The following is a 21,143-nucleotide window of genomic DNA, read 5'->3' as shown; positions in this document are numbered from 1 at the left end:
TTGACTCCCCGGCGCCTTCATCTACGCAACGCTTGCGCGCGTAAGGGGGCATAAATGAAGTTGAGTTCGTTTGGTGTGTTTGCTCTCGCGGTGGTCGCCGCGGGATGTACGACCACCGAGGATGCGAACAATACCATCCGGTCGCGGTGGATCGGTCAGCCCAGCGATGCATTTTTCGCTCAGTACGGACCTCCGGTGCGATCCTATGCCATGAACAGCGGCGGCACGATCTACACTTGGCGCGGCGGCGATACCAACCGCAATGTGTCGCCAGTCTACCGCGATATGACCGACTCCGAGAAGGATGCGGCCAGGAAGAATCCGACCACCGTCATAAACATTGCAACGGACGGGTCGTCATTCCAGTCGCCGCCGCCCGGCAAGGTGTTGCTCACGCCCGGCCGCACGGACCAGCTTTCCTGCGAGGCGCAGATCACCACCGATGGCGGCGGGGTCATCACCGACATCAAGACGACTCGGGACACGGACGGCGAGGGCTTCAGCTTCTCGCGCTGCGCCGAGGTTTTTGGCGCCAAAGCCAAGTAGTCGCTGCGCAGGCAGCCTTGACCGGACGGACTGCGGCGGTGTGTCGTTTTCAGACGCGCCTTCGCGTGTGATAGTCGGGACGATAGCCCCGAGCGTTCCCGCGAGCCGCAGCCATGACAACAGACCCGCTCCTCCAGCCGTACCAGCTAAAGCACCTGACGCTGAAGAACCGCGTCATGTCGACCAGCCATGAGCCGGCCTATTCCGAGGACGGCATGCCGAAGGAGCGCTACCGGCTCTACCATGCCGAGAAGGCCAAGGGCGGCATGGCGCTGACCATGACGGCGGGGTCGGCGATCGTGTCGCGGGACAGTCCGGCGGCCTTCGGAAACCTGCAGGCCTATCGCGACGAGATCGTGCCGTGGCTGCGCGAACTGGCGGATTCCTGCCACGAGCACGACTGCAAGGTGATGATCCAGCTGACGCATCTCGGCCGTCGCACCGGTTGGAACAAGGCCGACTGGCTGCCAGTGCTGGCTCCGTCCTCCGTGCGCGAGCCGGCCCACCGCGCTTTTCCGAAAGTCATGGAGGACTGGGATATCGAGCGCATCGTCGCCGACTATGCGAGCGCCGCGCAGCGCATGAAGGCGGCGGGCCTCGACGGCATCGAGTTCGAAGCCTACGGGCATCTGATGGACGGGTTCTGGTCGCCGGCCACCAATTTTCGCGACGATGAATTCGGGGGCTCGCTCGACAACCGGCTGCGCTTTACCTTCCTGGTGCTGGACGCCGTGCGCAAGGCGGCCGGCGAGGATTTTGTGGTCGGCATCCGCATGGTCGCCGACGAAGATTTCGACAAGGGCCTGTCGAAAGAGGAGGGGATCGAGATTGCGCGCCGTCTGGCTGCGTCGGGAAAAGTCGATTTCCTCAACATCATCCGTGGCACGATCGAGACCGACGCGGCATTGACCAAGGTGATCCCGGTGACCGGCATGCGCTCCTCGCCGCATCTCGACTTCGCCGGCGAGGTGAGGGCGGCGACGAAATTCCCGGTCTTCCATGCCGCGCGCATCCAGGACGTGGCGACGGCACGCCATGCGATCGCCAGCGGAAAACTCGACATGGTCGGCATGACGCGCGCCCACATCGCCGACCCTCACATCATGAAGAAGATGATGGAAGGCCGCGAGCACGAGATCCGCCCTTGCGTCGGCGCCACCTACTGCCTCGACCGCATCTACGAGGGCGGCGAGGCGCTGTGCATCCACAATGCCGCGACGGGCCGCGAGGCGACGATCCCACATGTGATCGCGCTGGCGTCGACGGTGCGAAGGATCGTGGTCGTCGGCGCCGGACCGGCCGGGCTGGAAGCGGCGCGCGTCGCGGCAGCCGAAGGCCATTCCGTTACCGTGCTGGAGGCCGCCGACCGAGCCGGTGGGCAAATCCTGCTCGCTGCGCAGAATCCGCGGCGCAAGGAACTGGTCGGGATCGTCGACTGGCGCCTGGCGGAACTGGAGCGGCTCGGCGCCGAGATCCGGTATAATGTCTGGGCGGAGGCCGGCGACGTGCTCGCACTGGAGCCGGATGTCGTGGTGATCGCCACCGGCGGCCTGCCGCAGAACCCGCCGCTCGAGGCGGGCGGCGATCTCGTCGTGTCGAGCTGGGATATCGTTTCAGGTGCTGTGAAGCCGGCGGAAAGTGTGTTGCTCTACGACGACAATGGCGGGCACCAGGGCATGACGGCGGCGGAGATGGTCGCCAATTCGGGCGCGCGATTGGAACTGGTGTCGCCGGAACGGTTCTTCGCGCCGGAAATGGGCGGCATGAACCATGTGCCCTACATGCGTGCCTTTCATGAAAAGGGCGTGCGCGTCACCATCAACACGCGCCTGAAATCCGTCCGGCGCGACGGCAACCAGCTTGTCGCGACGGTGTCGTCGGATTTCGCCGATGGCTGGCGAGAGGAGCGCAGCGTCGATCAGGTGATCGTCGAGCACGGCACCATGGCCAATGACGAGCTTTATCACGCGCTGAAGCCGCTTTCGCGCAACAAAGGCGCCGTCGACTACGAGGCGCTGGTGGGCGAGGGGGCGGTTTTTCCCGCGCGGCAACAGGCCGGAACCTTTACGCTCTTCCGCATCGGCGATGCCGTCGCATCGCGCAACATCCATGCGGCTATCTATGATGGCATTCGTTTCACGCTGCGGATTTGAGCGTCGGGACCGGCCACAGGAAAAGCCTAGCCGGCCGCGTGCTCACACATGCACGTCCCCGTCCTCCTTCAAAGGTTGGGGTTGGAGGTAGGCCGTATGGATCAACCACGCGTAAAACACCGCGACCGCCGCCACCACCAGCCAGCCCGGCAGGAAACCGAGAGCGGCGTTGTCGATCATCTCGCGCAGCGAGGCGACGACGTTCCGGCTGTTTTCGACCTCCTGCAGGCGGGGCGTCGACAATTTGAGCACCCACGCCAGCAGGATCATTAGAAAAATCCAGAAGTAGTTGCGGCGCAGACGCCGCGACATGGCGCTTTTCAGGCTGATGATGAATTTCGGGCTGCTCAGGCTGATTCCCAGCGTTTTGGCCCAATCGGCATCGGCCGGTTTTGCGGCCAGGAAGAGCGGGGAGAAGTAGTCGCGTTCGACCAGTCGCACCCGCGCACGATAAACATCGAAGAAGCGATAGCGACGCGCCTCGATGACCAGAAAGAGCAGCACCAGCAGCATGGTGAACAGCAGAACGCCGTGATGCGACGATGATGAGGACAATGACACCGACAACATCGCGCCGCCGCCGGTAATCGCCCAGTTCGTCGTGCGGTCTATGCGGTCGCGCCAGCCAGCCATGCGGGCGATTTCGGCGCGATGATAGTGCGCGAGCGCCGTGATGTATTCAGACGACGTAGCCGGCATCGGCGGGGTCGAGAAAACCGGAGCGGCCGGTTCCTGCTGCGGCAGATCGCCTACCCCATGACCTGCTCCTCCTGTGTTCGCCCGGATTATGCGCCCGGGTATCCGCGCTGCCAAACACAATCGCTGCGCCCATCGAACGAGGAGGGCCGTGCACTGCGTGTGAAAAGCTTTTTTCGCTCTTGACGCCGGCCTTGAGAAAGGCTTCGACCGGCGGCACTTTCCGCTCTAAAATCGGCGTTGAGAACTGGAACTGGATTTTGACATGAACATCGAGAGCAAGACCGCCGCCGCTTCGTTCGTCTGGAACGACCCTTTCCTCATCGAGGAGCAACTCTCAGAAGACGAGCGCATGCTGCGCGACGCGGCGGCGGCCTTTGCTGCCGACAAGCTCGCCCCGCGTATCGAGGAAGCCTATCTCGATGAGAAGACCGACCCGGCGATCTTTCGCGAGATGGGCGAGGCCGGTTTGCTCGGCATCACCATTCCGGAAGAATATGGCGGGCTCGGCGCCGGCTACGTCGCCTACGGGCTGGTTGCGCGCGAGGTGGAGCGTGTGGATTCGGGCTATCGCTCGATGATGTCGGTGCAGTCGTCGCTGGTCATGTATCCGATCCATGCCTACGGCACCGAGGCGCAGCGCAAGAAGTATCTGCCCAAGCTGGCATCCGGCGAATGGATCGGCTGCTTCGGCCTGACCGAGCCGGATGCCGGCTCCGATCCGGGCGGCATGAAGACGCGCGCCGAGAAGATCGATGGCGGCTATCGGATTTCCGGCGGAAAAATGTGGATTTCCAACGCCCCCATCGCCGACGTGTTCGTCGTCTGGGCGAAGTCGGCCGCGCATGACAACCAGATCAAGGGTTTCGTGCTGGAAAAGGGCATGAAGGGGCTGTCCGCGCCGAAGATCGACGGAAAGCTCAGCCTGCGCGCCTCGATCACCGGCGAGATCGTCATGGAAGGCGTCGAGGTTTCCGAAGATGCGCTGCTGCCAAACGTGTCGGGGCTGAAGGGGCCGTTCGGCTGTTTGAACCGGGCGCGCTACGGCATTTCATGGGGCGCGATGGGTGCGGCGGAAGACTGCTGGTTCCGGGCGCGGCAATATGGCCTCGACCGAAAGCAGTTCGGAAAACCGCTGGCCGGCACGCAGCTTTACCAGAAGAAACTGGCGGACATGCAGACCGAGATCGCGCTCGGGCTACAGGGCTCGCTGCGCGTCGGCCGGCTGATGGACGAGGGCAAGATGGCCCCCGAGATGATCTCGATCGTCAAGCGCAACAATTGCGGCAAGGCGCTCGACATCGCCCGCCAGGCCCGCGACATGCATGGCGGCAACGGCATCCAGATCGGCTACCACGTCATGCGCCATTCGCAGAATCTGGAGACGGTCAACACCTATGAGGGCGCGCACGACGTGCATGCGCTGATTTTGGGCCGCGCGCAGACGGGGCTGCAGGCGTTTTTCTGAGCAGCCTTTTTCTCGCGCGAATTTCTGCAGCGTTCGGTAACGACATCGGCCCGCCATATGCATGGCGGGCCGATTCCTATGTCGCTTGAGTCGGCGGCTGGTCCGCTACGCATGCGCGTGCGGGCCATGTCGGACATCCCAGACCACCCAGGCCGACGCAGCGGCGACGAGGACGCCCATGATGACATGGGTCCACAGCGCGTGTGCGTTTGCGGCGAAGCCGAGCAGCCAGGGCGAGACGACAAGCCAAAGGCCGAGCAGGAAGTTCACCCATTCCTCCCACTCGGCGAACGCCGAAATCGTGGCAAGCGCAAAGCCGGCAAGCACGACGCCCACAATCCAGGCGTTCCATGCCGGCCTGACGTCAGTCGCGAATCCGACGAGCCAGGGGGAAACGAACAGGCAAACCGCAAGGACAAGGTTGATCCAGTCTTGCCCTTTCTTGCCTTCCATCAGCGAGTAAGCCATGACAACCTCCACGGATGAAGCTTGATCAAAGCGTTCACTTCGCGTGCACAGCACGCTTGATTTTGAGTTAGTTTCGGTGAACGACCGTTCAAGGGCTGCGCTGCGTCCATACTGAACAAATCGCCGTGAACCCTTCTGTTCGTGCGGAGACGACGCTGTTTCGCGCGGGTCGATAGCCTCGGCCAGCGGTGCTCATTGCGACGCGAAACTTGACCGCCCACAACGTCGATTTTGCGATAGACTTGAGGCACCGGAAACGGCAACAAAGTTGCTTCGAGCAGGTTGAAGCCATCCCATGACCCAAGCGTTTCTTTCCCATCTGTCCTCCGAACTCGACGGTTTGAAATCGGCCGGGCTCTACAAGTCCGAACGGGTGATCACCTCCACCCAGTCGGCCGAGATCGAGGTCGGCGGGCAGAAGGTGCTGAATTTTTGCGCCAACAACTATCTCGGTCTTGCCGACAATGGGGACCTGCGCGGCGCAGCGAAAGCCGCGCTGGACCGCTATGGCTACGGAATGGCCTCGGTGCGTTTCATCTGCGGCACGCAGGAGGAGCACAAGCAGCTTGAGGCGACGATTTCGCGCTTCCTGGGTATGGAGGACACGATCCTCTACGGCTCCTGCTTCGACGCCAATGGCGGGCTGTTCGAGACGCTGCTCGGCGAAGAGGACGCCATCATCTCCGACGCGCTGAACCACGCCTCGATCATCGACGGCGTGCGGCTCTCCAAGGCCAAGCGTTTTCGCTACGCCAACAACGACATGGCCGCGCTGGAGGAAGAGTTGAAGAAGGCGGAAGGCAGCCGCTTCAAGCTGATCGCCACCGACGGCGTGTTTTCCATGGACGGCATCATCGCCAACCTAGCCGGCGTCTGCGATCTCGCCGAAAAATATGGTGCGATGGTCATGGTCGACGACAGTCACGCGGTCGGTTTCGTCGGCAAGCATGGGCGCGGCTCGGCCGAACATTGCGGTGTCGAGGGTCGGGTGGACATCATAACCGGCACGCTTGGCAAGGCGCTGGGCGGCGCGTCCGGCGGCTATACTTCGGGCAAGCGCGAGATGGTCGACTGGCTGCGCCAGCGCTCGCGGCCGTATCTGTTCTCCAACACGCTGATGCCGGCGATCGCCGGCGCGTCGCTGAAAGTGTTCGAGCTGATCGAGCAGGGCGATGGCCTGCGCGCAAAACTCTACGACAACGCGGCGCGGTTCCGCTCGTCTATGACCAGGCTTGGCTTCACGCTTGCCGGCGCCGATCATCCGATCATTCCGGTGATGCTGGGCGACGCCGCACTTGCGCAGGAAATGGCGGCAAGGATGCTGAAACGAGGCATCTACGTGATCGGGTTTTCGTTCCCGGTCGTGCCGAAGGGCCAGGCGCGCATCAGGACTCAGATGTCGGCAGCCCATTCGAGTGCAGACGTAGACCGGGCGGTCGAGGCGTTCGGCGAGGTGGGCAAGGAATTGGGGATCGTTGCTTGAGCTGCGACATTATTGCAGATAATGTCGCAGCAAGGAGATTTGCATGACCGACACCATGAACCTCAATGTGCGCATCAGTGGTTCGCTTCGCGATTTCGTCGCCGACACGGTGTCCGACGGCGACTATGAAAATGTCAGCGAATATGTCCGTGCCCTCATTCGCCGCGACAAGGAACGCGCGGAACGGGAGGCGTTCGACGCCATGAAGATTCGGTTGCAGGACGCGTTCGCGGCGCCTGACGGCGAGTATGAACATCTTTCGGCCGACGATATCCGGCGGCGTGCTATGGCTGGCGCCAAGCGGTGAAAAAATATTTCATCCAGCCGGCCGCATCGGCGCGGCTGGAGGATATCTATCGCTACACGCTTCAACATTTCGGCTCCCGGCAGGCGGACACATATGTCGATGGCGTATTTGCCTTGTTCGAGGATATCGCCGAGAGGAGGATTGCCTGGCGGCGCATTCCTCGGGAGTTTGGTGTCGACGGATATTTTGCGCGATACCAAAGCCATTACGTCTTCTGGAAGCTGCGTTCCGACAGCCAGGTCGCGATCGTCGCAATCCTGCACCAGCGCATGGACCTTGCCCGCCGATTGCGGGAGGATGCCTCGGAGCCCTGAACGTTCGTGTGGAGCAGCAAATGTCCAATATGATGCGCGCCCTCGTTAAGGCCAAGGCCGAACCCGGCATCTGGATGGAACAGGTGCCGGTCCCCGAGATCGGCCCCAACGACGTGCTGATCAAGATAAAAAAAACCGCGATCTGCGGCACCGACGTCCATATCTACAACTGGGACCAGTGGGCCCAGAAAACCGTGCCGGTGCCGATGGTGACCGGGCACGAATTCGTTGGCACGGTGGCGGATTTCGGCGCGGCGGTGACGGAGTACAAGGTCGGCCAGCGCGTGTCCGGCGAAGGCCACATCGTCTGCGGCCATTGCCGCAACTGCCGGGCGGGCAGGGGGCATCTTTGCCGCAACACGCTGGGTGTCGGCGTCAACCGGCCGGGAGCGTTCGGCGAATATCTTGCGATCCCGCAGCACAATGTCGTGCCGATCCCCGATGACATCCCGGACGAGGTGGCGGCGATCTTCGACCCGCTTGGCAATGCCGTCCACACGGCGCTGTCCTTCGACCTGGTCGGCGAGGACGTGCTGGTCACCGGCGCCGGGCCGATCGGCATCATGGGCGCGCTGGTGGCGCAGTGCGTGGGCGCGCGAAAAGTGGTGATCACCGACATCAATCCGGTGCGCCTGGCGCTGGCTAAAAAACTCGGCGTGCAGCATGTGGTCGACGCTTCGCAGGAAAAGCTGCGCGATGTGATGGGCGGAATCGGCATGACCGAGGGTTTTGACGTCGGGCTGGAGATGTCCGGCGCCGCACCCGCCTTCCGCGACATGATCGACGCCATGAACAATGGCGGCAAGATCGCGATCCTGGGTATCGCGCCCACCGGCTTCGAGATCGACTGGAACAAGGTGATCTTCAAGATGCTGCATCTCAAGGGCATCTACGGCCGCGAGATGTTCGAGACCTGGTACAAGATGATCGCCCTGGTGCAGGGGCCGCTGGACGTCACCGGACTGATCACCCACCGCATCGGTGTCGACGACTATATTTCGGGCTTCGAGGCGATGAAGAGCGGGAATTCAGGGAAAGTGGTGATGGACTGGTGAGGCAACCGTCGGTGGCGGCCGGCACTTGTCTCCCAGCTACAGCGACCCCGCCAGATTTGCCAAGCTCTGGATGAACTGAGCCGCGGCCCCGAGATTGGCGGCTGTTTGAACGGCCCTTTGATGAGCCTGTTCAAGTGTGACTTTCGCCGACGCGAACCGCAATGTGATGGCACGATATGCAGCGTCGCTCTGTGAGAGCGCGGCGCTGTCGACGGCTGCCAATTCCCGGTGCAAGGCGTCGAAAAGGTCGAGAAGGTGCTCGCGAACTGCGATGGAGGTCGCTTTGACGATCATAGCCTTGACCACCTGCATGGCACGCATGATCTCGGCGCGAGCGTCCTTGTAACTAATGGCCATCATTCACTCCTTTGTTTGGCGATTGCGCCGATGAGCCCAGACAGGTCGTCGGCCAGCGCCACGAACTGGCGAAGGGACTCGGCCGAATCCGGCGCACCGATCGCGAGTTCGTGGTGTGCGGCTGCCATCTTCTCCAAGATGCCCGGCACCCGCCGGGCTGTTGTGGCGAGTGTCTCTATCGCCGCCACATCTGTGCGCGCCCGCTTGTATTCGGCATAGAGGCTCAGCTTGTCGACGCGACGGTCTGCGGCAATCCGGTCGAGAATCAGACGGCGATTCTGCGAATATTTGAAATTCTGAGCATCCAGATGATCGGCGATTATTTTAATGTCCGTGGCGAGCATCTTTGACAAAGAACCGACATCCTTGTCGCGGGCTCTGACGACGGCCAGAATCTCGCCGCCATACGCATTGCCGAGACCGATCCCAACCACACGCGAAACAACTTTTGCGGCGGGGCCGATGATCGGCGCGGCCTGCGGAAATGCAATCGCCGCGGCGGAAGACATGGCAATGCCAAACTGAACCGACGCGTTCTCCAGATCGGAGACGGTCTTTCTGTCGGAAGCGACGGCAAGAGCGGCAGAATATTGCTGCAGCGCCGCCACCGCGGCGATCCTTACCGAAAGTACCGGGGCGTCCAACGTAGTGTCGCTGGTTTCGTTCAGCGTATAGACGCGACCGGCCAGCAGGTTATTGGCCTCACGCTCCTCGCCAATCCTGCCGGCGATGCTCTGATGGGCCGCCACGGACGCCCGTACCACCGTCGCGGTAGCTTCAGCGGATTCGCCGAAGGCGTTTATCTTCGCGGTATTGGGTAGATTTGCACACGAGGCAGCCGTGATTGCCAACGTCGCGACAAGAAAAATCCTACGCATCCAAGCCCCCGGATAATCTGCCTGATGCACCTATAACGTGTATATAGTGATTATGCAATCATAAAGAGTATTTGCAAATTGTGCAATTTGGGGTTTCGACCTGCTCCAAGATGCATCCGAAAGGCGTGGCTGTTTCCCGAATCTGGCGGTTCCCTGCTTGCAGCGCATCGGCGTCGACGCCCGGGGCTCCGGCTTCGAGGCGATGGAGAGCGGGAACTCCGAGAAATTGGTGACGGAAATTGGTGATGGATTGGTGAGGCAATCGTACCAGTTGGCATCAGCGCGATGAAATTTTAATCTTCTGCCCAAAATTCGAACTTTGTTCGTTGCGTGTGGCGCAGGCAAATTGCTATCGAGCCCAGCCTCCATTGTCAGGTTCCCGCATGCGCCGCCATATCGAGCCTTTTATTGTCCGACACGAGCCGAACGGCCGGACGGTCTCGCATCTGAAGTCCGGCATCGGCGCGGTCGTCGGCATTGGCGGTGTCGGTGCGCTGTCGTCGCTGACCGACCTCCCCCTGCTGATTGCGCCGCTGGGCGCGACGGTGGTGCTGCTGTTTGGTCAGCCGGCCAGTCCGCTGGCGCAGCCGATCAATATTTTCGGCGGCTATCTGCTGGCCACGATCATCGGTGTGGCCGTTGCGTTGGCGTTCCCGGGCCTGCTCTGGGTTGCGGCGGTGGCGGTCGGCGCGGCAATCGCCGGCATGCTGGTCCTGCGCATCACCCACCCGCCGGCGGGTGCCATTCCGCTCGTCGCGCTGGCCTCTCCAGCGAGCAGCGCCTCGCTGTTCGTCACCATCCTGATCAGTTGCGTCAGCCTGGTCGCGCTGGCGCTGGTGCACCATCGACTGCCGCCGCGCGTGCAGTATCCGCGTCTGGTTGGCTGACGCCTCTCCACTTCTTGCAGCGGCGATGCTGTCAAGTGACTGGCAGCATCAAGCGGGCGGTCGCGCCGTCCCGTTTTTGTATGTAGAATGTCGGCAGGCAGCCGACACGGTCGTCCTCGGGGCAGCCACGGTGGCTCGGAGGAGAAGATGTCATGACCTATGTGGACGGTTTCATTCTGCCCGTACCCAAGTCGGAGTTTGAAGAGTATCGGAAGAATGCCGAACTTGGCCGCACAGTGTGGATGGAGCACGGCGCGCTCTCTTATGCGGAAGCCTACAGCGACGACGTGCCGGACGGCGAGATGACGTCATTCCCATTGGCGGTGAAGAAGGAAACGGACGAGATCGTCATCTTCTCCTACGTCACCTACAAGTCGCGCGAGCATCGCGACGAGGTGATGAAGAACGTGATGGCCGATGAGCGCTTGAAGCCCGGCATGGAGAACATGCCGGGCTACATGAAGCGCTTGATTTACGGTGGCTTTCAGGTCTTCGTGCAGGCGTGAGCGAGGATCTGGGATCATACCCCGAGAACGACAATGAGACCGAGGCAAGCCACAAGAGCCGGCTTGTCTTGGAGGCTGTTGTCGACAAGACGTTTGTTGCCTTTCTTGAGGCGCTGGGGGAGGATTGGGAGAACGAACGGCGGCGGGAGGCCGAACGCCCCTCCAATTCCTATGGGCCGGGCGTCAACGGATGGGAGAACGTTGGATTCGGGGAAATACTGGAGGCGGCGGTAGCCTGCTGGCGTGACAGCCGGCCGGAAAGCGCGGTCGGCGATGACGGAAATATCTGGCGCGCAGCCGCTCGCATAATTTGGTGCGGCAAATACTACGAATGAGGGAGGAAACTGCATGAAGCTTGCCAGCCTGAAGGACGGTTCCCGCGACGGAAAGCTCGTCGTCGTGTCGCGCGATCTCACGCGCTACACCGATGCGTCGTTTCTGGTCCCGACGCTGCAGGCCGCGCTCGACGACTGGCTGCGGCTCGCCCCGCATCTGGGCGCGATGGCGGAATCGATCGAGGCAGGCGCGGTGCCGGCCTCGCGTTTTCACGAGCACGACGTCCATTCGCCACTGCCCCGCGCCTACCAGTGGGCCGACGGCTCGGCCTATGTGAACCATGTCGAACTGGTACGCAGGGCGCGCGGCGCGCAAATGCCGCAGAGTTTCTGGACCGATCCGCTGATCTATCAGGGCGGTTCGGATTCCTTTCTCGGCCCGCGCGACGCCATCGCCATGGCCGACGAGGCCTGGGGCATCGATTTCGAGGGTGAGGTGGCGGTGGTGGTCGATGATGTGCCGATGGGCGCCTCGGTCGAACAGGCTGCCGCCGCGATCCGGCTCATTATGCTGGTCAACGACGTCAGCCTGCGCGGGCTGATCCCGGCGGAGCTGGAAAAAGGTTTTGGATTCTTCCAGTCGAAGCCGTCCTCCGCCTTCTCGCCGGTCGCGGTCACGCCGGACGAACTGGGCGACGCCTGGGACGGTGGCCGGCTGCACCTGCCGTTGCTGGTCGAACTCAACGGAAAGGCGTTCGGCAGGGCCAACGCCGGCGTCGACATGACCTTCGATTTTCCGCGCATCATCGCCCATGCGGCGAGGACGCGGCCGCTCGCCGCAGGCGCCATCATCGGTTCCGGCACGGTGTCCAACAAGCTCGACGGCGGGCCGGGCAGGCCGATCCCGGAGGGCGGCGCCGGCTATTCCTGCATCGCCGAGCAGCGCATGATCGAGGCGATCGAGACGGGTTCGGCATCCACGCCCTTCATGCATTTCGGCGACACGGTTCGCATCGAGATGAAGGACAAGGCAGGCCATTCGATCTTCGGTGCGATCGAGCAGACGGTGCGGCCGTCAGGCGGCTAGGCGATCTGCAAGCTTCGACACAATTCCGCTGACTTCCCATCGAGAGTGGGGCAGAGGACGTGGGGGCGGTAAAAATGGTCGCGAAAGCACTCGTCAGGCGGCTGTTTTGCGTAATCACGATTGTGATCGCAGCCGAGACAGCGGCACAGGCGTGTTCGTCTGGAAAGGACGCGTATGACGATATCTACTCGCCGGAAACGTTAATCGTGCGGGCCTTGATAACTTCGTTGGATGTGAAAATGGACATCCACAAGATGTGTTGGAGCACAAAATACGATGTTCGTGAGATATTTTGGGGCAAGCTCACGGGGCCGCTGGAAGTTTCGATCTGTTCGCCACGTTCCGATCATGACGGGGTCGACAAGGAACAAGTCGGCGGGGATTTGGAAGAGAATGGATGGAAAAAAGGAACTGAGGTAATTGCCGGCTTTACCACCAAGCCGCCCTTGGAGAGGATGAAGGTTGTTCCCCAGCCGGCGGGAATGTTTCGATTGCTGGCTGTGCCCTGTCGGCCTTTCCATGTTCGTATAGATAATACCTACGATTCCGAAAGGTTGGCTGTTCTCGAAGAGTTTCGAGACTCGATACGCGAGCATAAGTAGCAGGAACCGAAGATGAACCCTTTCGGATGGCTGGCAGGCGTTTGGGCGATCGTCATGCTCGCCGTCTTCATCCGGGCGATTCGGCTGTCCTACCGGATCGAGGCGCGGTCGCCGGATCTTGTCAACAGATCGGGACTGCCGCAGAACGCCATGATCTTCCATACCGTTACGAATTCGGGCGTGGCGCGCGATGCGGAGACGCAGGCGCTGCGGCGGCGCATGAACATGTTGCTGCTTGTCGATGCCGCCGGCTTTGCGCTGCTCTGGGCAATCATCTATTTCTGGCGGCTGACGGAGGCCTGACCGTGGATCTGATCACGCATTTCCGCCGGATGGCGGGAAACAGCCTGTGGTCGAACGACCGCCTCTACCGGTCAGTGCTGGCCTTGCAGCCGGGCGAACTGGAAGCGCCGCGCACCAGTTTCTTCCCGTCGCTCAAGGAGACGCTGAACCACATCCTGTCGGTCGACCTCTATTACCTCGACATGATGGAGGAGGGTGGCCTGGGCCTGAAAATCTTCGACAGCTATGTCGAGAGCGGCGATGCCGGACGGCTTGCGGAGGGCCAGGCGGCCTTCGACCGCCGTCTGCTGTCCTTCTGCGAGGCACTGTCCGCCGCTGGCCTCGACCGCCGCGTTCCCACCGATCGCGGCGAGCAAGGCATGGTCCCGGAGCGGATCGGCGACCTCCTGGCGCACCTGTTCATCCACGACATCCACCACCGCGGCCAAGTGCATGCGATGCTTTCGGGCACCTCGGTGAAGCCGCCGCAACTGGACGAGTATTTTCTCGACTACGATGTGAGGTTCCGGCGGGACGAGGTGGAGCGGCTGAGACTCGCCAGTTGATTGCTGGCGCGTCGCTGCGAAACGCGATCCGCGCGCCGTTCCTACAGCCAGAACTTCAGCATCGCCGCCGTCTCGCGGGAGGTACGCCGGCTCTGCCACGTGTCCCTGGTGCTGAGAAATTCGAAGGGATCGCGGTGCTCGGCCTTGCTTTCCGCGAGATAGGCGCGCCAGCGATAATGGCTGTAGGTCTGCATGCAGTTGATGGCGTACTGTTCCGCCAGCCGCTTATTGCCTCGGAAGACGATGAAATTCTCATCGTTCTTCTCGCTCGCCGTGGTCGAGAAATTGTGCGAGCCGGTGACGACCACCGGGTCGTCGCCGAAGGGATCGATGACCAGCACCTTCGAATGGGTGATGGCGAAGCCGACCGAGTTGAAGAACTGCTGCGCCGTGCCCTCGACCGCCCACTCGCCGACACTGTCGCCGACGCCGGTGGCCTCGATCGTCTGCAGCGCGTAGCTTTCAGGGTCGCTTTTCAACAGCTTGATCTTTTCCTTGCCCTCGCCGGAGAACCGCGTCGCGACGCCTCGGACATAGAGATCCTTCTGTTCCTGCATTGCCAGCAGCGTCTTGAGCGGCTCCTGTCCGGGCATGAACATGACGAAGAACACGCCCTGTCTGGCACCCTTGACCAGTTCGACGAGTTCGCCGATGTCGACCTGCTTGCGCAGCCGGCTGAACCAGACGTCGGCCCGTGCCGCGCCCACCGGAATATTGCGCGTCGGCTGTGAGTTCGCGTCGACGAGTGCTTTCGGGAAAGTGCTTGCGGCATCCTTCAACCGCTGGAATTGTGTCTCATATACAGCGGCGACATCGTCATTCTCGATCAGCAAGCCGTTGTTGAGTTGCGTGCAAAGGCCTGTGGGCGTCCAGTTCGTGCTGCCGGTCCAGGCCTTGAGCGGCTTGAACGCCGCGCCCACAGTCGATCCGATGACGACAAACTTGTTGTGGCCGAGTGCCTTCGGCGAGATCATGCGGTCATGGACATCGACATTGGCGGCCCTCAGGTGCGCCCGAGCCGTCTTGTTCTGGTCGTCGCCCTGGACGTTGACGCTGCCGTTGGCAAGGACGATCGACGCGCGGTCGCCAAGCCTCGCAAGAGCCTCGACCAGTTCGTCGTCCTCAAGTTCGTATAAAGCCGCGTGCAGCCGGAGGGCAGGAGTGGCGCGCACCTCTTCGAGCAAGGCGAGCATGACCTTGCGCAGGTCGCCGCCAAGGAAAATCCGCGCATCCTTGTCGACCGCCGTGGCGATCTCGACAGCCTTTTCCTTCAGCGTCTGCATGGTGATGCCGTGCTTCTTCATGTAGCGGGCCATGAACTGCGAAAGGACGAAGCCGCGATTGAAAAAGGCGCTCAGCCCATCGCCGCAATCCGGCGACAGTTTCAGCATCGGCGTCCAATTGCTCGCAGGGCCGTCGCTCAGCTTGCTGGCCGCGGTCTCGATCCGCGCCACCACACGGTAGGCCACTTCGTCGCCGAGATCGGCAGCATGGTCGGTCCAGTCGTAGCGCTGGAAAGGCCAGTCCTGCGACGAGCGCTTCGTCGCCTTCTCGCCGTTCTCGTCCATGGTTGGATCGTTCTTGAAGCCGACCCTATTGGAAAGATACTTCGGCTCGGCGTTTCCACGTTTGCATTCGATCGCAAAGCCCAGGCAACCCGGTATCTTCTCACCCGGGTCCCAGGCAAGATGTACGTCGTCGGCATTTGTGGATGCGCGAAGCGTAATTGTGTTCATCTTGGAACACCTATTTTAGGAAGCAAAAATAAAATATAGACTATCGACGATTTGGTCAATAGAGCAGTAAAAACCAAGCCGGCGCAACAGTCGCCGGCAAATGAAGACGGACCGTTGGCGGCCTGACGGTTCGGATGGCAGAGGGGTCCGACGTCTACGCCGCCGCCGTCAGCACCCCGCGACGGATCTGATCTTCCTCGATCGACTCGAACAAAGCGCGGAAATTGCCTTCGCCAAAACCTTCGTCGCCCTTGCGCTGGATGAACTCGAAGAAGATCGGTCCGATGACGGTCTTGGAAAAGATCTGCAGCAGGATTTTTGTCGTGCCGCCGTCGACTACGCCTTCGCCGTCGATGAGGATGCCGTGCTTCTTCATGCGTTCCATCGGCTCGTCATGGCCGTTTACGCGGTCGTAGGAGCGTGCGTAATAGGTTTCCGGCGGGCCGGGCATGAATTTCAGGCCGTTCGCCGAAAGACGGTCGGTGGCGTCATAGATGCCGTCGGTGCCGACGGCGATGTGCTGTATGCCTTCGCCCTTGTACTTGCGCAAAAATTCCTCGATCTGGCTCCTGTCGTCGGTGGATTCGTTGAGCGGGATGCGGATCTTGCCGCAGGGCGAGGTGATGGCGCGGCTGACCAGCCCGGTCATCTTGCCGGCTATGTCGAAGAAGTGGATCTGCTTGAAGCCGAACAGTTCGCGGTAGAACGCCCACCACTTGTCCATATTGCCGCGATAGACGTTGTGCGTCAGGTGGTCGAGATAATAGAAACCGACACCCTGCGGCTTGGGGTCGTGCTCGCCCAGCCACTCGAATTCCTCGTCATAGGCCGAGCCCTTCGACCCGTAATGGTCGACGAAATAGAGCAGCGAGCCGCCGATGCCGACGATGGCCGGCACGTCGAGCGCCTTGTCCTTGCCGTGATACGGCGTGGCGCCCTTCGACACGGCGTGGTCGAAGGCGTGCTTCGCGTCGACGACCCGCCAGGCCATGGAGGGCGCGCAGGGGCCGTGCGCTTCGACGAAATTCATCGCATGCGAGCCGCGCTCGGCGTTCAGCACATAGTTGATGTCGCCCTGCCGCCAGACGGTGATGTTTTTCGTGCGGTGCCGCACGACGGGAACATAGCCCATGCGCTCGAACAAGGTCGCGAGCTTCTCCGGTTCGGGATGCGCGAACTCGACGAACTCGAACCCGTCGGTGCCGGCGGGATTTTTTGCGCTGATTTTCGCGGGCGGTGCGTCGTGCGGGAAGGGACCCATGCTGGTCTCCATGCTTTCCGATTTGTCCGATGGTGAATTATAGGGGTTTCGGCGCGCATTGTGCTTGCATTCGGCAGCGTTCGGTGCTGCCATGACGCATGGATCGTGCATGAGATGACGCTGAGCCATGCAGGACGAACGCATCGACGGCTTTGATCGCAAGATACTGGCGCTTCTGCAAGTCGACGCGCGACTTACCAACAACGACCTGTCGGAGCGCGTGAACCTGTCGCCGTCGCAATGTTCGCGGCGCCGGCAGCGGCTGGAAGAGGAAGGGTTCATCGCCGGCTATCGCGCCACGCTCGACCGCGACCGGCTGGGGTTTTCGCTGGTCAGCGTCGTCTCGGTGACGCTGGCTACCCACAATCGCGACAATGCAAGGCGCTTCGCCGAACTGGTCTCGCGGCTGCCCGAGGTCCAGGAGGCGCATGCCCTGACCGGCGAGATGGATTATTATTTGAAGGTGGTGACGCCGGACCTGAAGGCGCTGTCGCGTTTCGTCAACGAGGAACTGCTGCCGCACGATTCCGTGCAGCACGTGAAGACCGCCATCGTGCTGGAGACACTGAAGGAAACCGGCGCGCTGCCGCTGTGAATATGGTCCAGCCCGGATGCTGGATTTGTCGACCGAAGCGCGCAACAACGTCATGTCGGGACTTTATAGAACCGTGTCGCAAAGTCCTCATATCGCCGATATACTCCCTCCCAACCCCGCCAGGCCATGACCCATTGGCGGCTCAAGTCGAGCGGGGACCCTCACGCAAGTGTGCGTTTTGCCGTTCGAACTCACATTGCAAACCTAGCTCTTCACATTGCAAAGGATTCCCCATCATGTCGGACAAAGCTCCAGAGCGCCTTGATCGCCGCGACTTCATGATCGCGTCGATCGCCACGGTCGGTGCGTCGGCAGCCCTCGCCGTCAGCACGCGCGCTGCGAATGCCCAGGACGCCGCGGCGCCCGCTGCCAGTCCGGGATCGGGAACCGTTTACACCGGCGAAGTAATCCAGGGAAAACAGGTTGTCAGCACGCTTGACGTCAACGACCTGGAGCCCGGCAAGAAGCACTTCCTGTATTTTCAGGGCGTGGAGATGCCCACCGGACAGCACTGGTATGTGTCCGTGACGGTCGCCAAGGGCGCAAAGCCGGGCAAGCGTGTCGTGCTGACCAGCGGTGTGCATGGCGACGAGATGAGTTCCATTCATACGGTCCAGACCGTGATGAACCAACTCGATCCGGCTGCGATGTCGGGCACGGTGACGGCGGTCACGGACATTTCCCGCCCGGCCCTCGAAAGCATGCAGCGCAGATGGCCCAATTCGGGCAGGGGCGTCGATCTGATCGACATGAACCGGGAATGGCCCGGCAACGAGAACGGCTTCACCGCGCCCAGCCGGCACGCCGGGCTGCTGTTCAACCGGCTGCTTCGGCCGAACGCTGACTTCGCGATCGACTTCCATACCGGAACGACTGGATTCGAGGTCGCCGCATTCAATATTGCCGAGATGGACGTGCCCGAGATCAAGGCGATGGCGGACCTCTACCCTGTCGGCCAGATCTTCAACAATCCTACATATCCCAGTGTCCTGCACAACGCGTTTATCGCCGCGGGCATCCCGTCCTTTTGCCCGGAGATCGGGGCTGCCCGCCACCTGGACCTCGAGATGATCTCGCTGTTCGTGGAAGGCACGATGAACGTTCTAAAGCATCACGGCATCGTCGCCGGCCCGATGGGACGCACCGGCAAGGACGTGACTGTCTTTGTCGGCAACAGTGCGTTCCCGATCTTGGCAACCCAGGGCGGGATCGTCGAGCATCTGGTCAAGCTCAACGACAAGGTCGAGGCCGGACAGAAGGTGGCCATCCAGCGCAACAGTTTTGGCGAAGTGGTTGCGGAATATACCAGCGGCGTGGCCGGAGAGGTGACGGGCCAGCGCAGCGACGTAATGTCCGAGCCAGGCAACCCGCTGGCGTTCATCCTGTTCAACCGGGCGGCGCCGGATAGCGCGGAAGTCTATCCCGAGTAGTCCAACGCTCAAGCGATCTTTGCACACCGGCCGGCCCTGACGACGCGAACGTCGGGCCGGAACGGGGCGTGGAGGAAGTCGAAGCGGGCGAGGGGGAGGCGCGTGCCTACCCCTTCATCTGCTTCGCCGCCATATAGATGTTGGTCGAGCGCGCGCCCGAGCGGCAATACGCGAAGACCGGGCCGGGAATCTCGTCCAGCGCCTCGACCATCTTCTGCACGTCGTCCTCGGTCATCTGGCCGCCGACGAAGGGAATGTGGCGGAAGACGAGATCGGCGGCTTCGGCGGCGACGGCGATGTCGGCCGCACTTGGCTGGCCGGGTTGCTCGTCGTCCGGCCGGTTGCAGATGATGCTCCGGTAGCCGGCTTCCTTGATGGTCTTGATGTCGTCGGTGGCGATCTGCGCGGAGACGGCGTAGTCGTCGGTTACCTGGCGGATGTCCATGGGTCGAAGCTCCGTGAAATCTTGCTGCGGCTGTCATGCCACCGCGCGCGCCGCACCGCAACCATCCTGCGGCACGGCCGGTCAGCCGGTTTATCGATCGGTCCAGGCAGGGGGGATGCTTGCATCGCCGGTGGGGCCTCGCTAGGTCGTCTGCGGGGCTGGGGAATGCGGCGTATCCGCGAAAATGGGAGCAGGCGATGTCGGACTTCATCGAGACCGATGTCCTCGTCATCGGGGCAGGCATTGCTGGCGCCGGCGTGGCCGCCGACCTGGCGCGGGATTTTCGCGTGGTGGTCGTCGAGCGCGAGGACCGGCCCGGCTATCATTCGACCGGGCGTTCCGCGGCGCTGTTCATCCAGAACTACGGCAACGACGTCATCCGTGCGCTGACCCGCGCCAGCGCGCCGCTGTTCGAAGGCGCCGACCGCGCGCTTTTCCCGCACCCGCTGCTTTCCCAGCGCGGCGTGCTCAACGTCGCCAATGCCGAGGCCGCCGACGAGCATGCGAAACTGCTGGCCGAGGCGGAGGGCCTGCGGGAGGTCTCGATTGCCGAGGCGATGGCCATGGTGCCGATCCTGCGCAAGGAAAACATCGTCTCGGCTTCCTACGAGGAGGACGCGCGCGACATCGATGTCGCCGCCCTGCACCAGGGCTGGCTGAAGGCGGCCAAGGCGGCGGGCGCAAAGCTGCTCACGGATTGCGCGGTCGTTTCCGGGGAACGCGCCGACGGCCGCTGGATCGTCGAGGCTCGCGACCATCGCATCGCCGCGCAAGTGGTCGTCAATGCCTGCGGCGCCTGGGCGGACCTCGTGGCGCGTGCCCTCGGGCTGGAACCGGTTGGTCTGCAGCCCCTGCGCCGCTCGATGGCGGTCCTGCCGGCGCCGGCGGGTTACGATTCGCGCCGCTGGCCGCTGCTCAATGACGCAGCCGAAACCTGGTACGCAAAACCCGACGGCGGACGGCTGTTCGTCTCCCCGTCGGACCAGGACCCGGTCGAGCCGCATGACGCCTTTCCCGACGATATGGTGCTGGCCGAGGGGCTGCATCGTTTCGAGCAGGCGGTGACCATCCCGGTCACCCATGTCGAGCGCAGTTGGGCGGGGCTCAGGACCTTTGCACCGGACCGCACGCCGGTGGCCGGGTTCGACCGGACGGCGGAAGGTTTCTTCTGGCTGGCGGGGCAAGGCGGCTACGGAATCCAGACCTCGCCCGGCTTGTCACGGCTGGCCGGAGCGTTGATAAGGCGGGCGGCACTGTCGACCGAGATGGAGGCGATCGTGCCTGCGCTTTCGCCGAACCGGTTTCGCGTTTCACGGCCGGAATAGCCCGGCAACTTTCAGGAAGGAATGAATATGAGCATCAAGAGGCTTGGCGTCGGTCCGCGCATGAGCGACATCGTCATCCACGGCAACACCGTCTATCTCGCCGGCCAGGTCGGCGCGCCCGGCGAAAGCGTGACATCGCAGACCAAGGCGATCCTCGCCACCATCGACGATTTGCTGGCCAAGGCCGGCAGCGACAAGACCAAGATCCTGCAGGCGATCATCTGGCTGTCCGACATGTCGACCTTCCAGGAGATGAACGCGGTGTGGGACGCCTGGGTGCCGCAAGGCAACACGCCGGCCCGCGCGACAGGAGAGGCAAAGCTCGCAGCACCCGACTACAAGGTCGAGATCATCATCACCGCCGCGATCTGAGGTTGTGCCGGGGACAGTTTACTTTTATCCCCAGAGGGGCGGCACGACG

Annotated in this window: 25 protein-coding genes; 18 read left to right on the top strand and 7 right to left on the bottom strand. The window is 62.3% G+C overall.

All coding sequences use genetic code 11. The features are described from left to right. The first annotated feature begins 54 nt into the window (after window positions 1-54). A complete protein-coding gene (locus ACSBOB_RS21640; RefSeq protein ID WP_442578139.1) occupies window positions 55-546 on the top strand; it encodes a hypothetical protein in 492 nt (163 codons plus the stop codon). A gap of 113 nt (window positions 547-659) precedes the next feature. Next, window positions 660-2,699: an oxidoreductase gene (locus ACSBOB_RS21635; protein ID WP_442578138.1), complete on the top strand. Its 2,040-nt coding sequence runs from the start codon at window positions 660-662 to the stop codon at window positions 2,697-2,699. A 42-nt stretch (window positions 2,700-2,741) separates the two neighbouring features. Here ACSBOB_RS21635 and ACSBOB_RS21630 read toward each other — a convergent pair whose 3' ends face one another. Further along, window positions 2,742-3,398 carry a DUF2270 domain-containing protein gene (locus ACSBOB_RS21630; RefSeq protein WP_442578137.1) on the bottom strand — a complete coding sequence of 219 codons (657 nt, stop codon included), beginning with the start codon at window positions 3,396-3,398 and terminating at the stop codon, window positions 2,742-2,744. 262 nt (window positions 3,399-3,660) lie between these two features. Here ACSBOB_RS21630 and ACSBOB_RS21625 point away from each other — a divergent pair, with 262 nt between their 5' ends. Next, on the top strand, window positions 3,661-4,863 hold the full coding sequence (locus tag ACSBOB_RS21625; protein WP_442578136.1) for an acyl-CoA dehydrogenase: 1,203 nt from the start codon (window positions 3,661-3,663) through the stop codon (window positions 4,861-4,863). A 105-nt stretch (window positions 4,864-4,968) separates the two neighbouring features. On the opposite strand, the gene ACSBOB_RS21620 is transcribed toward ACSBOB_RS21625, so the two are convergent. Further along, window positions 4,969-5,331, bottom strand: a complete 363-nt coding sequence (locus ACSBOB_RS21620) for an SPW repeat protein (protein ID WP_442578135.1) — start codon at window positions 5,329-5,331, stop codon at window positions 4,969-4,971. A 295-nt stretch (window positions 5,332-5,626) separates the two neighbouring features. Between ACSBOB_RS21620 and ACSBOB_RS21615 the strand changes: the two genes are divergently transcribed. Genes ACSBOB_RS21615 through tdh form a run of 4 tightly spaced genes read left to right on the top strand, consistent with a single transcriptional unit; the run spans window position 5,627 to window position 8,490 of the window. Beyond that, window positions 5,627-6,814, top strand: coding sequence for a glycine C-acetyltransferase (locus ACSBOB_RS21615; protein ID WP_442578134.1), 1,188 nt, complete (start codon window positions 5,627-5,629; stop codon window positions 6,812-6,814). Window positions 6,815-6,857: 43 nt separating this feature from the next. Beyond that, a complete protein-coding gene (locus tag ACSBOB_RS21610) occupies window positions 6,858-7,121 on the top strand; it encodes a ribbon-helix-helix domain-containing protein (protein WP_442578133.1) in 264 nt (87 codons plus the stop codon). Further along, window positions 7,118-7,435, top strand: a complete 318-nt coding sequence (locus tag ACSBOB_RS21605) for a type II toxin-antitoxin system RelE/ParE family toxin (RefSeq protein ID WP_442578132.1) — start codon at window positions 7,118-7,120, stop codon at window positions 7,433-7,435. The genes ACSBOB_RS21610 and ACSBOB_RS21605 overlap by 4 nt, the downstream gene beginning before the upstream one ends. Before the next feature lie 20 nt (window positions 7,436-7,455). Continuing rightward, window positions 7,456-8,490, top strand: a complete 1,035-nt coding sequence (tdh, locus tag ACSBOB_RS21600) for an L-threonine 3-dehydrogenase (RefSeq protein WP_442578131.1) — start codon at window positions 7,456-7,458, stop codon at window positions 8,488-8,490. A gap of 36 nt (window positions 8,491-8,526) precedes the next feature. On the opposite strand, the gene ACSBOB_RS21595 is transcribed toward tdh, so the two are convergent. Then, complete coding sequence (locus ACSBOB_RS21595; protein ID WP_442578130.1) at window positions 8,527-8,850, bottom strand: hypothetical protein; 324 nt, start codon at window positions 8,848-8,850, stop codon at window positions 8,527-8,529. Then, a complete protein-coding gene (locus ACSBOB_RS21590; protein WP_442578129.1) occupies window positions 8,847-9,725 on the bottom strand; it encodes a hypothetical protein in 879 nt (292 codons plus the stop codon). Before ACSBOB_RS21590 ends, ACSBOB_RS21595 begins: the two co-directional genes overlap by 4 nt. Window positions 9,726-10,108: 383 nt before the next feature. On the opposite strand from ACSBOB_RS21590, the gene ACSBOB_RS21585 reads away from it, so the two are divergent. The 7 genes from ACSBOB_RS21585 (at window position 10,109) to ACSBOB_RS21555 (ending at window position 13,930) form a co-directional block, all read left to right on the top strand. Then, a complete protein-coding gene (locus tag ACSBOB_RS21585; RefSeq protein WP_442578128.1) occupies window positions 10,109-10,612 on the top strand; it encodes an HPP family protein in 504 nt (167 codons plus the stop codon). Window positions 10,613-10,764: 152 nt separating this feature from the next. Then, complete coding sequence (locus ACSBOB_RS21580) at window positions 10,765-11,118, top strand: DUF1428 domain-containing protein (RefSeq protein WP_442578127.1); 354 nt, start codon at window positions 10,765-10,767, stop codon at window positions 11,116-11,118. Beyond that, window positions 11,115-11,453, top strand: a complete 339-nt coding sequence (locus tag ACSBOB_RS21575; protein WP_442578126.1) for a hypothetical protein — start codon at window positions 11,115-11,117, stop codon at window positions 11,451-11,453. Before ACSBOB_RS21580 ends, ACSBOB_RS21575 begins: the two co-directional genes overlap by 4 nt. A 13-nt stretch (window positions 11,454-11,466) precedes the next feature. Continuing rightward, on the top strand, window positions 11,467-12,480 hold the full coding sequence (locus ACSBOB_RS21570) for a fumarylacetoacetate hydrolase family protein (RefSeq protein WP_442578125.1): 1,014 nt from the start codon (window positions 11,467-11,469) through the stop codon (window positions 12,478-12,480). 74 nt (window positions 12,481-12,554) lie between these two features. After that, a complete protein-coding gene (locus tag ACSBOB_RS21565; RefSeq protein ID WP_442578124.1) occupies window positions 12,555-13,082 on the top strand; it encodes a hypothetical protein in 528 nt (175 codons plus the stop codon). 12 nt (window positions 13,083-13,094) lie between these two features. Continuing rightward, window positions 13,095-13,385: a hypothetical protein gene (locus tag ACSBOB_RS21560; RefSeq protein ID WP_442578123.1), complete on the top strand. Its 291-nt coding sequence runs from the start codon at window positions 13,095-13,097 to the stop codon at window positions 13,383-13,385. A 2-nt stretch (window positions 13,386-13,387) separates the two neighbouring features. Next, window positions 13,388-13,930, top strand: a complete 543-nt coding sequence (locus tag ACSBOB_RS21555) for a DinB family protein (RefSeq protein ID WP_442578122.1) — start codon at window positions 13,388-13,390, stop codon at window positions 13,928-13,930. A 41-nt stretch (window positions 13,931-13,971) separates the two neighbouring features. Here ACSBOB_RS21555 and ACSBOB_RS21550 read toward each other — a convergent pair whose 3' ends face one another. Both ACSBOB_RS21550 and hppD read right to left on the bottom strand, forming a co-directional pair. Next, window positions 13,972-15,666 (bottom strand): phospholipase D-like domain-containing protein, encoded by a 1,695-nt coding sequence (locus ACSBOB_RS21550; RefSeq protein WP_442578121.1) that lies wholly within the window; start codon window positions 15,664-15,666, stop codon window positions 13,972-13,974. A gap of 154 nt (window positions 15,667-15,820) precedes the next feature. Beyond that, window positions 15,821-16,927, bottom strand: a complete 1,107-nt coding sequence (gene hppD / locus ACSBOB_RS21545; protein WP_442578120.1) for a 4-hydroxyphenylpyruvate dioxygenase — start codon at window positions 16,925-16,927, stop codon at window positions 15,821-15,823. A gap of 127 nt (window positions 16,928-17,054) precedes the next feature. On the opposite strand from hppD, the gene ACSBOB_RS21540 reads away from it, so the two are divergent. Continuing rightward, window positions 17,055-17,522 carry an Lrp/AsnC family transcriptional regulator gene (locus ACSBOB_RS21540; RefSeq protein WP_442578119.1) on the top strand — a complete coding sequence of 156 codons (468 nt, stop codon included), beginning with the start codon at window positions 17,055-17,057 and terminating at the stop codon, window positions 17,520-17,522. A 236-nt stretch (window positions 17,523-17,758) separates the two neighbouring features. Next, window positions 17,759-18,952, top strand: coding sequence for a M14 family metallopeptidase (locus ACSBOB_RS21535; protein ID WP_442578118.1), 1,194 nt, complete (start codon window positions 17,759-17,761; stop codon window positions 18,950-18,952). Between the two features lie 106 nt (window positions 18,953-19,058). On the opposite strand, the gene ACSBOB_RS21530 is transcribed toward ACSBOB_RS21535, so the two are convergent. Then, window positions 19,059-19,397, bottom strand: a complete 339-nt coding sequence (locus ACSBOB_RS21530; RefSeq protein WP_442578117.1) for a TIGR01244 family sulfur transferase — start codon at window positions 19,395-19,397, stop codon at window positions 19,059-19,061. A 197-nt stretch (window positions 19,398-19,594) separates the two neighbouring features. On the opposite strand from ACSBOB_RS21530, the gene ACSBOB_RS21525 reads away from it, so the two are divergent. Further along, the gene (locus tag ACSBOB_RS21525; RefSeq protein ID WP_442578116.1) at window positions 19,595-20,722 is read left to right on the top strand and encodes an NAD(P)/FAD-dependent oxidoreductase; all 1,128 of its coding nucleotides are present in this window, start codon (window positions 19,595-19,597) and stop codon (window positions 20,720-20,722) included. 27 nt (window positions 20,723-20,749) lie between these two features. Continuing rightward, window positions 20,750-21,094: a RidA family protein gene (locus ACSBOB_RS21520; RefSeq protein WP_442578115.1), complete on the top strand. Its 345-nt coding sequence runs from the start codon at window positions 20,750-20,752 to the stop codon at window positions 21,092-21,094. Window positions 21,095-21,143: the final 49 nt, after the last annotated feature.

The organism is Mesorhizobium sp. KACC 23794 (assembly GCF_052180275.1).
Taxonomy (GTDB): Bacteria; Pseudomonadota; Alphaproteobacteria; order Rhizobiales; family Rhizobiaceae; genus Kumtagia.
The sequence above is the reverse complement of the archived record's forward strand: the minus strand, read 5'-3'. Positions and strand labels throughout refer to the sequence as shown.

Bases quoted from the DNA above. Each gene is read 5' to 3' on its own strand.
- ACSBOB_RS21640 (WP_442578139.1), top strand. From the start codon at position 55: ATGAAGTTGAGTTCGTTTGGTGTGTTTGCTCTCGCGGTGGTCGCCGCG.
- ACSBOB_RS21635 (WP_442578138.1), top strand. From the start codon at position 660: ATGACAACAGACCCGCTCCTCCAGCCGTACCAGCTAAAGCACCTGACG.
- ACSBOB_RS21630 (WP_442578137.1), bottom strand. From the start codon at position 3,398: ATGCCGGCTACGTCGTCTGAATACATCACGGCGCTCGCGCACTATCAT.
- ACSBOB_RS21625 (WP_442578136.1), top strand. From the start codon at position 3,661: ATGAACATCGAGAGCAAGACCGCCGCCGCTTCGTTCGTCTGGAACGAC.
- ACSBOB_RS21620 (WP_442578135.1), bottom strand. From the start codon at position 5,331: ATGGCTTACTCGCTGATGGAAGGCAAGAAAGGGCAAGACTGGATCAAC.
- ACSBOB_RS21615 (WP_442578134.1), top strand. From the start codon at position 5,627: ATGACCCAAGCGTTTCTTTCCCATCTGTCCTCCGAACTCGACGGTTTG.
- ACSBOB_RS21610 (WP_442578133.1), top strand. From the start codon at position 6,858: ATGACCGACACCATGAACCTCAATGTGCGCATCAGTGGTTCGCTTCGC.
- tdh (WP_442578131.1), top strand. From the start codon at position 7,456: ATGTCCAATATGATGCGCGCCCTCGTTAAGGCCAAGGCCGAACCCGGC.
- ACSBOB_RS21595 (WP_442578130.1), bottom strand. From the start codon at position 8,850: ATGATGGCCATTAGTTACAAGGACGCTCGCGCCGAGATCATGCGTGCC.
- ACSBOB_RS21590 (WP_442578129.1), bottom strand. From the start codon at position 9,725: ATGCGTAGGATTTTTCTTGTCGCGACGTTGGCAATCACGGCTGCCTCG.
- ACSBOB_RS21585 (WP_442578128.1), top strand. From the start codon at position 10,109: ATGCGCCGCCATATCGAGCCTTTTATTGTCCGACACGAGCCGAACGGC.
- ACSBOB_RS21580 (WP_442578127.1), top strand. From the start codon at position 10,765: ATGACCTATGTGGACGGTTTCATTCTGCCCGTACCCAAGTCGGAGTTT.
- ACSBOB_RS21570 (WP_442578125.1), top strand. From the start codon at position 11,467: ATGAAGCTTGCCAGCCTGAAGGACGGTTCCCGCGACGGAAAGCTCGTC.
- ACSBOB_RS21565 (WP_442578124.1), top strand. From the start codon at position 12,555: ATGGTCGCGAAAGCACTCGTCAGGCGGCTGTTTTGCGTAATCACGATT.
- ACSBOB_RS21560 (WP_442578123.1), top strand. From the start codon at position 13,095: ATGAACCCTTTCGGATGGCTGGCAGGCGTTTGGGCGATCGTCATGCTC.
- ACSBOB_RS21550 (WP_442578121.1), bottom strand. From the start codon at position 15,666: ATGAACACAATTACGCTTCGCGCATCCACAAATGCCGACGACGTACAT.
- hppD (WP_442578120.1), bottom strand. From the start codon at position 16,927: ATGGGTCCCTTCCCGCACGACGCACCGCCCGCGAAAATCAGCGCAAAA.
- ACSBOB_RS21540 (WP_442578119.1), top strand. From the start codon at position 17,055: ATGCAGGACGAACGCATCGACGGCTTTGATCGCAAGATACTGGCGCTT.
- ACSBOB_RS21535 (WP_442578118.1), top strand. From the start codon at position 17,759: ATGTCGGACAAAGCTCCAGAGCGCCTTGATCGCCGCGACTTCATGATC.
- ACSBOB_RS21530 (WP_442578117.1), bottom strand. From the start codon at position 19,397: ATGGACATCCGCCAGGTAACCGACGACTACGCCGTCTCCGCGCAGATC.
- ACSBOB_RS21525 (WP_442578116.1), top strand. From the start codon at position 19,595: ATGTCGGACTTCATCGAGACCGATGTCCTCGTCATCGGGGCAGGCATT.
- ACSBOB_RS21520 (WP_442578115.1), top strand. From the start codon at position 20,750: ATGAGCATCAAGAGGCTTGGCGTCGGTCCGCGCATGAGCGACATCGTC.